This is a genomic window from Pseudoalteromonas sp. MMG005 (genome assembly GCF_018101015.1).
In the GTDB taxonomy this organism is placed as follows: domain Bacteria; phylum Pseudomonadota; class Gammaproteobacteria; order Enterobacterales; family Alteromonadaceae; genus Pseudoalteromonas; species Pseudoalteromonas aurantia.
The window spans coordinates 31,498-44,827 of the sequence record NZ_JAGJEK010000003.1 but is presented as its reverse complement, the minus strand read 5'-3'; the positions used below and the strand labels follow the sequence as shown (position 1 = coordinate 44,827).

Below are 13,330 nucleotides of genomic sequence, written 5' to 3'. Positions count from 1 at the left end.
ATACATTAACGGTATCGGCTTTCATGCTATATAAGACTGCGACTCTATTGCGCAGCTTTTTCGGCGCGTGCTTGGTGCAGCTTTTTATAACTATCAATTAAGCGTAAATGCTTATCAAGCCCTTCTAATGCCATGTTTGTTGGTGTTAGGCCATAAAACTTCACGTCACCAGACACTGAGCCAATGGCATTTTCAATGACTTCTTGTCCAAACATTCTGGCAAAGTTGCCCTCAAAGTGAGCTAATTCAAGCGCCTCATCAATACTGACTTCAAGTACTGCATGAACCGCTTGATAGAACAAGCCTCGCGCAACCGTGTTATCGTTGTATTGTAAGAATGAATCTACCAACTCAATCGCTTCTTCCAATTCACCTAATGCAAGGTAAATTAATATTTTAAGCTCTAATATGGTGACTTGGCCCCACACTGTATTCTCATCGAACTCAACTCCAATTAAGGTGCGAATATCAATATAATTATCAAGTTGACTTTCTTCTAAGCGCTCAACCAAATCTACTAACGCATCATCATCCAATGCATGCAAATTCAGTATGTCTTCACGATATTGCAACGCTTTATTGGTATTATCCCAAATAAGGTCTTCAACTGGGTAAACCTCAGAATAGTCAGGTACTAAAATTCGACAGGCCGTGCCTAAATCTGAAAACTCAGCAACATACGCTTCTTTGCCTAATGTTTTCAAGATCCCAAATAGCTGCTTACATTCTTGCTCGTTAGAGCCTGAGAAATCCCACTCACAGAACGCATAATCGTATTTGGTACTAAAGAAGCGCCATGAGATCACACCTGTTGAATCAATGAAATGGTCCACAAAGTTTTCCGGCTCTGCTACCGCCATACTGTTAAAAGTTGGCTTTGGTACGTCGTTAAGCCCTTCAAAACTGCGTCCTTGTAAGAGCTCGGTTAAACTACGTTCTAGCGCAATTTCAAAACTTGGATGTGCTCCAAATGAAGCAAAAACGCCGCCTGTTTTCGGGTTCATCAAAGTCACACACATCACTGGGAACTGGCCACCAAGTGACGCATCTTTAACGACGACAGGAAACCCTTGCGCTTCTAACCCTTCAATGCCTTCTAAAATACCTGGAAACTTTTCAATCACACTGCGAGGAACGTCAGGTAAAACAATCTCTTGCTCAATGATCTGCCTTTTAACCGCCCGCTCAAAGATTTCAGATAAGCACTGAACTTTGGCTTCCTCGAAATTATTGCCGGCACTCATGCCATTACTTAAAAATAAGTTCTCAATTAAATTAGAGGGAAAGTAAACCGTTTCACCATCTGATTGACGCACATATGGAATTGAGCAAATTCCACGTTCTACATTGCCTGAATTGGTATCGATTAAATGGGAGCCACGTAATTCCCCTTCAGGGTTATAGATTTCTAAGCAATATTCATCGAGTATTTCAGTGGGTAATGCATCGCTTTCATCTGGCTTAAACCACTTTTCATTGGGATAATGTACAAATTCACTGTGAGCAATGTCTTGGCCCAAATACTGGTCGTTATAGAAAAAGTTACAGTTTAAGCGCTCGATAAATTCACCTAACGCGGAGCATAATGCACTTTCTTTTGTTGACCCTTTACCATTGGTAAAACACATCGGTGACGCAGCATCACGAATGTGTAAAGACCACACATGTGGTACTATATTCCGCCAAGATGAAATCTCAATTTTCATCCCTAACTCAGCCAAAATATCGGTCATATCAGCAATAGTTTGCTCTAGGGGTAAATCTTTACCCGCAATAAACGTACTCGAACCATTATCAGCTTGCGTCATCAACATAGCTTGTGCATCTTCATCAAGATTTTCAACCGTTTCTATCTTGAATTCTGGCCCTGTCTGTACCACCTTTTTAACTGTACAACGCTCAATTGAACGTAAGATGCCTTCACGGTGCTTGTCTGAAATACTCTCAGGTAATTCAACTTGAATTTGAAAAATTTGATTGTAACGATCTTCTGGATCAACGATGTTGTTTTGCGATAACCGAATGCCATCTGTCGAAATATCACGGGCCACACAATATACTTTTACAAAGTAAGCCGCACACAGTGCTGAAGACGCCAAAAAGTAATCAAATGGGCTCGGCGCAGAGCCATCACCTTTATATCGAATCGGTTGATCTGCGATGACAGTAAAATCATCAAACTTAGCTTCAAGTCTTAAGTTATCGAGAAAATTAACTTTAATTTCCATTGAGGTATTCCACGTTTTGGTGCTGCGCGTTATCGTATATGGGCATGCTTTACACTTCCCACACAAAAGCCGCGAACAAACTAATCTAAATTAGGCTAATTATCTGCTTTTTCGCGGCAATAGTCTTGGATTAATTACAAAAATACCGAATTATGCCGCTATTTTATCATTCAGTGCACTATCGCCCAATTGCTTCAAACATCATGCAGAATCAAGCCAATCAGTTTTGGGGAGCATCAGAGTACTGTCTTGGCACCAGAGATAAGTCATGCACATTCACTTTATGGCATGTATCCCCGTACCCCAAAGTATATTTTAAAGCAGGGTACACACGTGATGAACTAATGCTATACCCTATCGCTATCAGTCCTTTTTGTCCCCATAAAGAAACCACCTTTTTTCGTAATTCATTGGCATGCGGGTCATGAGCAAGTACTCGCTCTGTAAATTCTACCACCAACGCAATATCAGCAGGTAATTGCGCCATATCTCTGTCCACAATTGCCCGTACAATGCGCGGTTCTATATTTGCCTCTAACGCCATATTAACCACCAGCTGAGTGCATGGCCCGCAGTCATCCCAGATAATTGCGCGTAATCTTGCCGCAAACAGAGGTCCTGTGGGTAAGTTTCCTGCGTGAGAAGACATTATTTGACACCCCATGAGCTTTAAAAAAGCCATGAGGTCTGCATTTAGAATGTCTTGCATATAACGTACATCATAGTTGTAACGGCTTTTCATCGACAATAGTATTTTGTTAAACATGGTTTTAATCACAACGAGCTCCTTAAATAACCTCAGGTTTGGATAAGGGTTCTGGAATAGAAAATGTTTTGTAAGCAAACTTACGTACAATCCAATGATGATATTTTGTTCAATATCAAGGCGCTTTTATGCAGTAATAGCGGGCTATTACAAATGAAAGCAACGCCGAGAGTGAGAAAATAGCTTTACTGGGCAAATTTGCTTATCCAGAGCTGAGGTTAAATATTAATAGAAAAACAACTTTTAACTTTGCAGTCTCTTGGCTTCAGCGTTCGTTGAAATAACAAACAAAAAACTCACAAAGAACACGATTGCACAGCCATACAGCATCACAGTGAACTCTCCATCCACAAGTAAACTTGACGCAAATAGCGGTCCAGTCGCTAAACCCACAGAAGTAACAACCACAGCCATCGTTGATAGCCTGCCCGTTCGATCCATTTCTGCGGTGATGGCCAATAAGTAAGATTGAACTGCGGGCCATGAAAAAAACAATAAAGCCATAGCACCAATATAAAGCGGCGTGTAATAAGAAAAGTTAAGTAAAATAGCAGCTATCATGGATAAGGTTATACCGAAAATAATCATATATTTACGCTCAAAATGATGACCACTAACCACCGGTAACATAGCTCCTAACAACCCCAATAACCCCGTAATTGCAATATATAAATTGGCCTTAGTTTCGACAATATCTGCACTGTGACCAATCAAACCAACATACGTCCAAATAGCACTGGCCGCAATTTGATAACAAGTAATTGCTAACAATAACAGTATCGCTCGGCCTGAGACCCCAACCAACATCGATGATTGCCGTTGTGGTAGCGCTTTCTCTGGAAGAGATGGTGCATACATGAGCATTATTAAACTCATTAACACGAAACTTGCCATAACATAAAAGACGGCGTAGGCATTAATTTTTTGCTCCAATACAGGAAGCAAATAAATGATCAAGGATCCGACGCTAAATTGTATAAATAGCACAGTGCCAAACGCCGCATCAGGGTTATTTAATTTAGCAAGGGTTGCAAATGCAATACCCACACATAGCCCGCCTAACACACCTGCGAAGAAACGCCATACTAACATCATGGTGTAATCTTCCACCCACCCAGTGCCGAAGTCCACAGCAACCAATGTCGCTAACAGTACAAACATCACCGGCCGCCAACGAATTCGTCTCACCAGAAAAATTGCCACAAGACTGCCAACCAAACCACCGTAACCATTGAGTGCAACAATTTCACCCGCCTCTACATCCGTAAACCCAATCCCGCCTGCCAGCGCATTTACAACTCCGGGCAAATAATTAATATACGACAACCCCGCCATGGCAATAAATGCAAACAGTACATAGCTCATGGCACCCGTGATAGATACGCTCGCTAACTTAGCGTCCTTCATCCAACCTCCTCCAGTTAGACTGAATATTTTGTGTGTATATAAATTCTATGCAACTGATAATAAATAAAAAATAGGTAAAAAAACCTATCTATCATGAATATAATTCACGAATTTTCCATGCTATATTAAGGTCATTAAAGTGGCTTTGTGGGACGATATGATGGATAAACTGCGTGCATTAGAGATTTTCTTAGCCACATGTGATGGAGGAAGTTTCGCTGAGGCCGCCAAAACGTGTAATACCGACCCATCAACGGTCAGTAAAGCGATAACACGCTTAGAAGCTCAATTAGAATTAACGCTTTTTCAACGCTCGACGCGGAAATTGCGCACAACCTCAGCGGGAAAACGCTACGCAAACACGGTCCGTAAAATGCTCCAAGATTTAAGCGTCTGCGAAGAAGAGCTAAAACAGCGTAATGACTCACCCAGTGGTATCTTAAGCATTAGCGCCGCGGTGTGCTATGGTCACTTATATCTTCGCCCGCTACTCATGGCTTTTTGCCAGCGCTACCCCGACATTACATTAGACTTTCAAGTCAGTGATTTTCATGTTGATATTATTGATGCTGATATAGATATTGCATTACGTACGGGTTACATCAAAGACAGCCGCTTAGTTGCTCGGCGACTCAGTCCAATGGACTTCCTGATTTGTGCGTCGACGCAATATATTAAAAAACACGGCATCCCCCGTTGCGCCAATGATTTTCATCAACATAATTGGATTGGTTTTCGCATCAAAGAAACACAGCAATTACAGCCTATTTTCTTACCAAATGAAGAAGGTGAATACGTACCGTACGAATTAAAGCGCAGCCATATTACCGATGACGGTGAAGCAATGGCACACATGTGTGCGGATGGTTTTGGGTTTGCACAACTTCCTCACTTTCTAGCCAAAAAAGGCTTAGATTCAGGTGAACTGGTATCACTTTACCCTTACTTTAGGCCTCCTACCCCCGATAATGGCGTCTTTGCGATTTATGCAAAACGTGATTATTTGCCTGAAAAAGTCCGTGTTTTTATCGAGTTCATCCAATCGTCTTTAAAAGATATGCACGAAACAACGAACCATACATGGGCTGAGAATTGGCAGCCATTAGTCAATTTTACAACAGCGTCCTGTCAATAAAGGGGTTAGCTCCCTCAAATTGGTGCTGACACTAGGTACTAGACAATACAGCAACATAATATATAAGCCATTATTTTTATTTGATTTTTACACCAACTGGCTCACAATGACCAGTTATTAATAACACTCGCAGCTTTATTGTTAGCCAACGAAATTTGTTTTACGCCGTCAGCATGCCAATTAATATTGCGTGTTTGGTTACTCCATCCGGCACATGAAGCTTCCGCTGCTCATTAACATCGTTCGCTTTCTTGTCCTAAAACTTCTAAATGAGCATTAAATGGTCACGATAGCCTCGTTACTTTTGCGTCAACGGTTGGTTTTGTGCTTTTGCAATATGGCGACGCTAGTTCAACCTTCAAATCTGACTGACGGGTATAATCAATATCTAAAGAACTCATCTTGTATTATGGATCCACCCGTATACGAAGCAGCGAATGAACTCACCCGCCTGCACCTGTGTCATAATTGTTAATTCTTACCGTGCCTTTTTATTACCCATTGAATATTAAAACGCCTATTTCATCCGAAAATAACAGTATGGTAATTGAGAATCGAATTGTGACACTTTTTTAAGCAACGCTTGCTATGTCTACGGTTCGTATACTCTTTTAAATCTCAACATGCCAGTTAAATGACCCCTATCCGTTTTCACATGTATTGGCTTCATAATTATATCTTCCACCCGAGTCTAAACATCTATCCACCTGAAAAAAATCGCTGAAAGCACTGCTGCCCATCAGCACTCCACTTAACAACAATCCTATTAAGCTACAGATCCCAAGATACTTACGCTTGTTAAAAAATGCCGTACCTCCAATAATAAGTGATATTAAAAACAACAAAACACTACAAATAACCCACGCCATATTTCTGCCATAAAGAATAATTGATACATAATTTTGCAGTTTACATTTGTGCGTTTAATCATGACTGAATTAGTGACGGTTAAAAGTACACATGCTAAGTCTACGCCGATTTACACGTGATTTTATCCCGCAATTGAATGAATAAAAACAAAGCAAAATGGCGATGAACAGACCCATCAAAAAAACAAAAAATTAACCTTTTTCTTTCTTTAAAACCCAAATAAGGTACGATATTCACTGAATCAACAAAAAAGATAACAATCAATATGAAAATAAAATATGCGTGTATTGCAACGGCAATCGCCCTCGCAACTTCCAGCAACGCACTGGCTAATGTCGAGTATGTACTCAGAGCAGGCGACCCTCTCACGAGTCAGCAATGGCATTTACAAAATACTGGGCAAACCGCTTTTTCTGAGCGAGGTGGTAAAGTCGGCGAAGATATGAACTTAGATTTAACTCATGCCTTAGGTATATTAGGTGTCGGTGTAACTGCGGCAGTCATTGACGGCGGTGTACAACTCAATCATCCTGATTTAATAAACAATGTAAAACCTGGATCTTGGGATTTTTTAACAAACTCTGCCAACCTAAAACCCAAAGATGCCAATGATACTCACGGCACTGCTGTTGCCGGCATTATTGCAGCTTCTGCATATAATGGTATTGGTGGTCGCGGTGTCGCACCTCTCGCTGGGATTGTTGGCTTTAACCTATTAAAGAAATGGAACGAAGCCAATTGGTTGCAATCTCATGGCTTATATTCAGATGGTTTTAACCGTGCTTCATTCGACTTCCCTCGTGTATTTAACCAAAGTTACGGCGGTGCCCGTACTTCACCACAAAGGTACAATTACGAAATCACACCTTGGTTAAAAAGAAACGATGATGCTCAAGAAGAGATCACCCGCCACTCTCATGGTGGAAAAGGGGCAATCTTTGTAAAATCTGCGGGGAACAGTTATCAATCTCAATCTATTACATTAAAAAACTATGGTAGAGGGCGTATTTATTTTGACGAGAATAACCAAGGCCTTCCAGTACAAAACTCTAATTTAGAAAGAATGGACGCAACCTATTGGAACCTAGTGACATCTGCATACAATGCCGATGGCGTGAAATCATCTTACTCAGAAGTCGGATCTAACGTCTTTGTTTCAGCCCCTGGTGGGCAATATGGTACAACCTCCCCTGCCATTATTACCACAGATTTGACCGGCTGTGATAGAGGGCGGAACCCCGCATATGGTCGCAATACATTGCATGGTGGGCATGAACTTGACCCAACCTGTGATTACAATGCTCGAATGAATGGCACATCATCTGCTGCCCCTAATGTTGCAGGCGCTATTGCACTTATCATGTCAGCAAACCCTGCGCTGAATTGGCGTGACGTGCGACATATTTTAGCCGCTACAGCACGCAAAATCGATGCCGAACACCCCGGCGTGTCACTGAGTTTCAATCATAAAAATGGTGACAGTTATGGCTACGATGCCATTCCGACATGGCAAACTAATGCAGCTGGGTACCACTTTCATACTTTTTATGGTTTTGGTGCCGTTGACGTAGACGCTGCAGTTAATATGGCTCGGTTCTACTCCACCCCACTCCCTCCGCTTGAGATCAGTGTATGGAACACCATAGTTGCCAATATTGCGATTCCTGACGGAAATATCACAGGGGTAGACAGTCATTATCAGCAACACGAAGATATCACCGTGGAAGCTGTGCAAATTCAATTGACTGCGCAGCATACCAGTACGCGCGACGTTGCAGTCGAACTTATTTCTCCCTCTGGCACTCGCAGTGTGTTAATGACCCCTCGTACCGGCACTATTTTTGGCCGCTCTGGTTTTACCGAAACGCAAATGCTGTCGCATAACTTTTACGGTGAATCAGCAAAAGGCACATGGACATTACGTTTGATTGATACTCAAGGCGTAGATGAAAAGTTTACTTTTAATCCTTCGGCCAAAGGAGAACCAAATATTCGCTTTACACACAGAAATAACACAGAAGAGGGCACGTTAAACTCTTGGAATATTCGTTTTATTGGTCATAAATAGGAGATAAATCATGAAATTATTACTCATTCCCGCGTTACTACTGATGACCCAAGCAACCGCAAACGAATTATTAGTTGCCGAGCCTGTGGAGTTATCCCAGCACACATTTTCAGCTCATGGTCAAACGTTTGCGAAAGTTGCTCATGATGCGCCTTCCACTGCACTATACAAAGGCGACCAAGTTGCAGAACTTCATTCACATGAAACATATACATTAACAGGTGAGATCATTGTGCACTTACCCACCTATGTTGTGGCACAAAAAGTCGCCGATTCATTGGGGTACACTCTCAGCTACACTCGAGGTCAACGTGCCATTTTTACCATTGACGATACCGATACTAATTTATCGATTGCACTGACTAAAACACTCAATTTGGATAGTGTCATCTCCGCACAGCTGGGTATGAAACCTGATGCCATTGAAGCTGAATAAGCAATGATCTCTGGCGAGTTTACGCGCCAAATACTTTAGCTAATAAATTAAGCCGTGCTTTTATGTTTATCGAGCACGGTTTTTTATTGTTCAAATAAAAAACATCTTTTGGTCGTTTTTATTTCACAAATGTTACTTTTCAGGAACTGATAGACAATTAACAGGAATGCAAAACAATAAATTACACCGTTTAATCTAAAATACATTGATTGTTAAATTTAAATGTTTAAAAAATTGCATTTTTGTGAAATCGCATTTAGTATATTTTATGCTCAATTTACTTTGTATAAAATATACCAAACAACCATGAGCCTTAAGCTGTAATCATTAAAGAAAAACATATAATAAAATATAAGGATTTGAACAGTGAGAAAATTTTTAACACCGATTATGTTGTTCACTACTACAACGACATTGCGCAGCAATAAACAAATAATGTGGGGAGATAAATAATGCGAATAATAAAAACACTCCCGCTCTTATTACTCACAACGTGTGTACAAACAGCATTAGCGTCTTCGAACCCACCGGCTGTAGGCATCTCGTCATCAGCCACGGATGCTGTCGCGCATGCCAAAGCCAAGAATACAACCTCAGCAATCGCTTTACATGCTGATAATTACAGTACCCCTGCTGATCAAGCGCATGCACAGCACGTAAAAATGCACACTGTAAGTAGGGCCGCATTAAACACAGCAAATGCAGACACAGCAAACTGTAACGACAACGCTTTTGTCACTTCTGGCAGAAACTTATTAACGCAAATAAAAACACAGAGCTATGATTGTGTGGGCCGTTTGTTTACCGACGCATCTGATGCTGTACGTTTAGGCACTTTTACACAAGCGAATATCATCACCGTTGCAAATGAAGCAAAAGCAAAAGCGCTTACTTATAATGGGACCGATGCCGATCAATACATGCAGGCACTGCAATATTGGATCAGAGCATTTTACTATTATGGCAATCGAGAGTTATTGACACCCGAAAACCAACTAGCGACTAAATCGGCATTAGATGCCCTATTCGCCAACAGTCATATGTATGATAAAACAGCAGAAAATGCCAAAGTCATCGAGCTTGCCGTTGTTAACCTCAACAATGCAAGCTTACAAGAACAATACATGCCTATTGTACATCAGTTACTGGACCGTTATGACGAGTCTTATGAAGAAGTTACAGGCTGGGGAGACATATTTGCCGCAGCAATTTGGGGAATCCCAAATGCCTGCGCGCGTTTTGCTGATTGTCGAACTGCTGAACATACCACTGCATTTATTACCAAGCTAGGTAACTTTATTCACAATAATATCAATTGGTTAGACAAAGACGCTACAGATTACCATTTGCATAACTTAGGTTATCAATTAGGTAACGTATATAGCGGAAAAAATGATAGCCACTTTTCTTCAATACAAGCAACCCTTGTCAGTGAAGTTAATAAAGTATTCAATAGTTATGGTCCCCTAGAAGCCGATAGCGGCAGAAGAGCATACCTACAGACACTTAACGCGGTGAATTATCGAGGTAAATGTAGCGAGCATAATGTCTGTAGTAAAAAAGATGAAATCATCTCTAGTGTATTAAAAGACCGCATCAATTGCCCTTCTGGTACATTATTTATGTGGGCACAAGATATGAACCAAGCTCAACTAGATTGGGCATGTAGTTCATTGCGTAGTCATGAAGAGCATTTCCACACAACACTAAAAACAAATCGTATTCCTGTCACACCTGATGACAATGATCTATTAAGAATGGTTGTATTTAACGACGCATCTGAATGGCGTATCTATGGCGGAGTTTTATTTGGCGCAAGTACTGATAATGGAGGCCTATATTTAGAAGGTGACCCAAGTAAAGCTGGCGACCAAGCAACATTCTTTGCCTATGAGGAGGTACCTGCTCGACCTATCTTTGATATTTGGAATTTGCGCCATGAATACATTCACTATTTAGATGGTCGATTTATCACTCAAGGTGACTTTAGAGACGTTAACGGCGCGGGTAAAACCGTGTGGTATGGCGAGGGCATAGCGGAATATATTTCTCGCCGTAATTGTAATGACGGGGCAGCAACAGAAGCAGGCAATGCGACTCATAACATTAGTACCATCTTTGGCAATGAATATGGTGTTGGCCAAAATCGCATTTATTCGTGGGGATATTTAACCTCGCGTTACATGTTTGAGAGACAAAATGCCACATTTTTTAATATGTTAGACAAATTTAAAGTGGGTGATTACGCATCTTATCGCACCAGTATGGTCGATAGCTGGATCTCCAATAAAACCTTTGATGCAGATTTTTCAAATTGGTTAACGACCGTCACATCATCAGGCTGTACAGTAGATAATACCAGACCACCATCGCCGATTGAACCCATTGATATCGGTGATATTCAAGGTGATGAGTTACCAGGCATAAACGCATGTGCATTGAATCGGCCGCGTGAGTCAAGAGATATTTCAGCGGGCAAAGCGATATGCATCGAAAACAAAGCAAATAACCATCAAGTACAACTCGGGCTCAATGTACCTGTTGGTCTGGTTGATGTCAGCTTAGAAATCACATTACGCCATGGTAGCGGTAATGCAAACTTACTACATCGCTGGGATAAACGACCTAACAGTACAACGTATGATCATATCTCCAACGGCCCATCAAACAATGAAACAATACTGGTCCCTAATGTTAAGGCAGGTTGGAACTATATTCACGTGCCAGCAGATAGTGAATTTACAGATGTCACGGTACTCGCTCGATACATACAAAATGGCGCACCGATTGATGACAATATATTAGTGAATGGTGTCAGTAAAAAGGTATCAGGACAGAAAAGTGAAGAAGTCCACTTTACCATGCAAGTACCAGCTAACGTAGCGACCTTAACCTTTGATACCAGTGGTGGTACAGGTGATGCTGATATGTATGTCAAATATGGTGCGGCACCAACAACGAATAGCCATGACTGTAGACCATACAAAGGGGGCAACGTTGAACAATGTGTCATGGATAACATTCAAGCTGGCACGTACCATATTATGCTACGCGGATACGATAACTTCACTGATGTGAACCTTGTGGGGAAATATACGACAGGGAATAACAACGCTGCACCGACGGCATTAACCGATGGCCCGTATTCTGGCAATGTTAACACCGCAATAGCAATGAGTAGTAATAACTCCTCAGACAGTGATGGGTCAATAGCAAGTAGAGCATGGGATTTTGGTGATGGCTCTACAAGTAGCTCTACAAACCCAAGCCATACGTATAGTACCGCTGGCACATATACAGTGACACTCACGGTCACTGATAATGAGGGCGCCACAGCCAGTACAACCACAACAGCGACTGTTAGTAGCGCTTCAAACGGCAATTCACTAGATAATAGCGTCGTAAAACTCGTATCAGGTACGACAAATGAAGAGTCTATTTATACCTTGGTTGTGCCTGCTGGTGCTAGCAATTTAACCATTACAACCAGCGGTGGCAGTGGTGATGTCGATATGCACGTTAAATTTGGCGAAGCACCTACCAAAGCAAGTTATGACTGCCGCCCTTGGAAAGTCGGCAGTAATGAGTCATGTACGATTAACAATGTACAAGCAGGCACATACTACATCATGCTACTCGGTCACAACAATTATACGGATGTTCAATTAGTCGGTAACTACACGCCTTAAAAAAGAACTGTTCCCTTTAATTTAACGTCACTCGTTCAAAAGCGCGTGGCGTTACATATACAAAGCCATTTCTTTTTCAGATAGCACTGGTATATGAGCTACGCTCGATCAGGTAGTCCCCATCACAACGAAAATACAAATTACATGCAAATAAACAACACTCGGGATACGATCACAAACACCACTCGGTGCATGACTACAGAAATAAGATACACCACAAGCTTTATCATCTTCGTCGCCCTGACCTTGATTCAGGGTCCATATGCTTACTTATCCTATGCTGTCGCCTATAAAGAGTAGATTCTGACCTGCGTCAGAAAGACGATAGTTGTGGCATATCCTCGGTATTCGGTATTCGGTATTCGGTCATTATTTATTCTGTTATGCGGTAACAAACACGACAGGATATGTAAGCACAAAAAACAGGAGACATGACCATAAACAGCACTCGATGCGTGACTACAGAGGTAAGATATACGACAAGCTTTATCATCTTCGTCGCCCTGAACTCGGTTCAGGGTCTATGAAATTGCCACTTAAGCGTAAACAATCCTGCCATGGAGCTGGGTTACATCGGTCATCCATGACCTCACATCGAAGTGCTGCGAAACTACGTTTCGTCACTCATCACAAACGCTCTGTGCTTAACCACGCCAGTATCACTCTACTCCACATCAATGCAGCAAAACAGCATTAAATACGCTTCGCAACGTCGACACTGTATATAAGGT

Annotated in this window: 8 protein-coding genes; 5 read left to right on the top strand and 3 right to left on the bottom strand. The window is 41.6% G+C overall.

Annotated features, from left to right (window positions below; translation table 11 throughout):
• Positions 1 to 44 precede the first annotated feature (44 nt).
• From J8M01_RS03680 to J8M01_RS03670, 3 genes are all read right to left on the bottom strand, one after another.
• Positions 45 to 2,228, bottom strand: coding sequence for an OsmC domain/YcaO domain-containing protein (locus J8M01_RS03680; protein WP_211057054.1), 2,184 nt, complete (start codon positions 2,226 to 2,228; stop codon positions 45 to 47).
• 220 nt (positions 2,229 to 2,448) lie between these two features.
• On the bottom strand, positions 2,449 to 3,006 hold the full coding sequence (locus J8M01_RS03675) for a hypothetical protein (protein WP_211057053.1): 558 nt from the start codon (positions 3,004 to 3,006) through the stop codon (positions 2,449 to 2,451).
• A gap of 231 nt (positions 3,007 to 3,237) precedes the next feature.
• On the bottom strand, positions 3,238 to 4,401 hold the full coding sequence (locus tag J8M01_RS03670) for an MFS transporter (RefSeq protein WP_211057052.1): 1,164 nt from the start codon (positions 4,399 to 4,401) through the stop codon (positions 3,238 to 3,240).
• A gap of 139 nt (positions 4,402 to 4,540) precedes the next feature.
• Between J8M01_RS03670 and J8M01_RS03665 the strand changes: the two genes are divergently transcribed.
• The 5 genes from J8M01_RS03665 to J8M01_RS03645 all read left to right on the top strand — a co-directional run bounded on the left by J8M01_RS03665 (position 4,541) and on the right by J8M01_RS03645 (position 13,296).
• Positions 4,541 to 5,536, top strand: a complete 996-nt coding sequence (locus J8M01_RS03665) for a LysR family transcriptional regulator (RefSeq protein ID WP_348772711.1) — start codon at positions 4,541 to 4,543, stop codon at positions 5,534 to 5,536.
• A 1,135-nt stretch (positions 5,537 to 6,671) separates the two neighbouring features.
• Positions 6,672 to 8,474 (top strand): S8 family serine peptidase, encoded by a 1,803-nt coding sequence (locus J8M01_RS03660; RefSeq protein ID WP_211057051.1) that lies wholly within the window; start codon positions 6,672 to 6,674, stop codon positions 8,472 to 8,474.
• Between the two features lie 10 nt (positions 8,475 to 8,484).
• On the top strand, positions 8,485 to 8,910 hold the full coding sequence (locus tag J8M01_RS03655; RefSeq protein WP_211057050.1) for a hypothetical protein: 426 nt from the start codon (positions 8,485 to 8,487) through the stop codon (positions 8,908 to 8,910).
• A 452-nt stretch (positions 8,911 to 9,362) separates the two neighbouring features.
• Entirely contained in the window at positions 9,363 to 12,599 is a 3,237-nt protein-coding gene (locus J8M01_RS24150; protein WP_211057049.1) for a collagenase, read from the top strand.
• 451 nt (positions 12,600 to 13,050) lie between these two features.
• Positions 13,051 to 13,296 carry a hypothetical protein gene (locus J8M01_RS03645; protein WP_211057048.1) on the top strand — a complete coding sequence of 82 codons (246 nt, stop codon included), beginning with the start codon at positions 13,051 to 13,053 and terminating at the stop codon, positions 13,294 to 13,296.
• Positions 13,297 to 13,330 lie beyond the last annotated feature (34 nt).

Excerpts from the sequence above, each read along its gene's own strand:
- J8M01_RS03645 (WP_211057048.1), top strand. The coding sequence starts at position 13,051 with ATGCGTGACTACAGAGGTAAGATATACGACAAGCTTTATCATCTTCGT.
- J8M01_RS03670 (WP_211057052.1), bottom strand. The coding sequence starts at position 4,401 with ATGAAGGACGCTAAGTTAGCGAGCGTATCTATCACGGGTGCCATGAGC.
- J8M01_RS03680 (WP_211057054.1), bottom strand. The coding sequence starts at position 2,228 with ATGGAAATTAAAGTTAATTTTCTCGATAACTTAAGACTTGAAGCTAAG.
- J8M01_RS24150 (WP_211057049.1), top strand. The coding sequence starts at position 9,363 with ATGCGAATAATAAAAACACTCCCGCTCTTATTACTCACAACGTGTGTA.
- J8M01_RS03655 (WP_211057050.1), top strand. The coding sequence starts at position 8,485 with ATGAAATTATTACTCATTCCCGCGTTACTACTGATGACCCAAGCAACC.
- J8M01_RS03660 (WP_211057051.1), top strand. The coding sequence starts at position 6,672 with ATGAAAATAAAATATGCGTGTATTGCAACGGCAATCGCCCTCGCAACT.